The sequence below is a fragment of the Streptomyces sp. NPDC127092 genome, from assembly GCF_042722475.1.
Classification (GTDB): domain Bacteria; phylum Actinomycetota; class Actinomycetes; order Streptomycetales; family Streptomycetaceae; genus Streptomyces.
This window is the reverse complement of sequence record NZ_JBHXFE010000169.1, coordinates 1-1,880: the sequence shown is the minus strand read 5'-3', so window position 1 is coordinate 1,880 and position 1,880 is coordinate 1. Positions and strand designations below refer to the sequence as shown.

The 1,880-nt window shown below is 72.3% G+C and carries 3 protein-coding genes; all 3 read left to right on the top strand.

What is annotated here, in order from left to right; genetic code table 11:
• On the top strand, positions 1-902 hold a 902-nt coding region (locus ACFWJO_RS38460), incomplete at its 5' end, for a glycerophosphodiester phosphodiesterase family protein (protein ID WP_386872832.1).
• Positions 899-1,054: a hypothetical protein gene (locus tag ACFWJO_RS38455; protein ID WP_386872830.1), complete on the top strand. Its 156-nt coding sequence runs from the start codon at positions 899-901 to the stop codon at positions 1,052-1,054. The genes ACFWJO_RS38460 and ACFWJO_RS38455, both read left to right, overlap by 4 nt.
• Positions 1,055-1,153: 99 nt before the next feature.
• The coding region (locus ACFWJO_RS38450) for a hypothetical protein (RefSeq protein WP_386872828.1) at positions 1,154-1,880 on the top strand (727 nt) is incomplete at its 3' end.

Below are 1,880 nucleotides of genomic sequence, written 5' to 3'. Positions count from 1 at the left end.
GTCCCGACGTCGTGGGTCATCGTGGTGCCTCCGGCTACCGCCCCGAGCACACCCTGGCCGCCTACGAGCTGGCCGCCGCCCAGGGCGCGGATGTGATCGAGCCGGACCTGGTCTCCACCAAGGACGGCGTGCTCGTGGTCCGCCACGAGAACCTGATCGACGGCACCACGGACGTCGCCCAGCGACCCGAGTTCGCGGACCGCAGGACCACCAAGGTCGTCGACGGCGTGGCCCTCACCGGCTGGTTCACCGAGGACTTCACCCTCGCCGAGCTCAAGACCCTGCGCGCCAAGGAGCGCCTGCCGCAGGTCCGCCCCGAGTCCGCGTCCTACGACGGCCGGTACCAGGTGCCCACCTTCGAGGAGGTGCTCGAGCTGCGGGAGCGCCTCTCGGCCCGGCACGGCCGCGAGATCGGCGTCATCCCCGAGATCAAGCACCCCACCTACTTCGACTCCATCGGCCTGTCCATGGAGGAGCGCGTCGTCGAGCTGCTCGACGAGCACGGCCTGAACAAGCGCAACGCCCCCGCCACCGTGCAGTCCTTCGAACTCGCCAACCTGCGCGATCTCAACGAGAACCTCGGCCTCAAGGCCGAGACGGTGTTCCTCTCCAGCGTCACCGGCGCACCCTATGACTCCGTGGCCGCCGGCGACGGGCTCCGCGACTACGACTTCTACGCGAGGTCCGCGCGGCCGGCGTCGACACGCTCGGCCCGGCCTTCGCGCAGATCATCACCAAGGAGAAGGACGGCTCGATGGGCGAGGAGACCGCGTTCGGCTCCCTCGCCCACCGCGCGGGCCTCGAGGTGGTGCCGTACACCTTCCGCGCCGAGAACCAGTTCCTCTACACGGAGTTCCGCTCCTCCACGGACCCGAACGCGCAGGGCGACATGGTCGGCATGATCCAGCCGTTCCTCGACGCCGGCATCGACGGCTTCTTCACCGACCACCCCGACCTCGGCGTGCAGGCCGTGGACACCTGGATGCAGGGCAAGAAGGAGCACCCGGGCCGGGGCGTCGGCAAGACCGCCCAGCGGGGCCTGAAGGTGCGCTGACCCCGTCCCGACCGGAGACGATCCCGGTGGACCCGGTGACGTGGACGGCCAGAAGGGCCGGCCATGAGGGCCGCCGACCCGGACGAAGGAAGGCACAGCATGACGACGAACACGCCGAAGAACGCCCACGGCTCCTCAGCCGAGGGCCGTGACGCCAAGGACCAGGCGAAGGACAAGGCCCAGCAGGCCGCGGGCGAGGCCCAGGGCCAGGCGAAGGCCGTGGCCCACGACGCCAAGGACAAGGCCCAGGACCTCGCGGCCACCGCCAAGCACGAGGCCGGCCAGGTGAAGGACGAGGCCGCTGACCAGGTGCAGTCGCTGGTCGGCTCCGCCCAGGAGCAGGTCGGCGCGCAGGTGCAGACCCAGCAGGAGCGGCTCGCGGGCCAGGTGCGCAGCTACACCGACGACCTGCACCGCGTGGTCTCCGGTGAGCAGCCGCAGACCGACCTGGTGCGCCAGGGCGTCGCCTCGGTGGCGGACCGTGCCGAGGCCCTGACCCAGCGCCTGGAGACCGCTTCCCCGCAGGACCTGCTGCAGGACGTGCGCGGCTTCGCCGCTCGCCGTCCGGGCACGTTCCTGGCCCTCGCCCTGGGCGCCGGGCTGGTGGCCGGTCGACTGACGCGCGGCATCCGCGACGCCGCCCAGCCGGACTCCGCCGCTTCCACCTCGCCGCGCCGTCACGAGACCCGTCCGGACGCGGTGCACGCGGACGTGACCCCGCACCACCTGGACTCGCAGGCCCCGGCCTACTCGAGCGATTCGCTCTCCCAGGCCGACGGCCAGGTCGCGGGCGGCGCCGGGCCCCGTCGCGCGGCCGGCGCCGGAG

Excerpts from the sequence above, each read along its gene's own strand:
- ACFWJO_RS38455 (WP_386872830.1), top strand. The coding sequence starts at position 899 with ATGATCCAGCCGTTCCTCGACGCCGGCATCGACGGCTTCTTCACCGAC.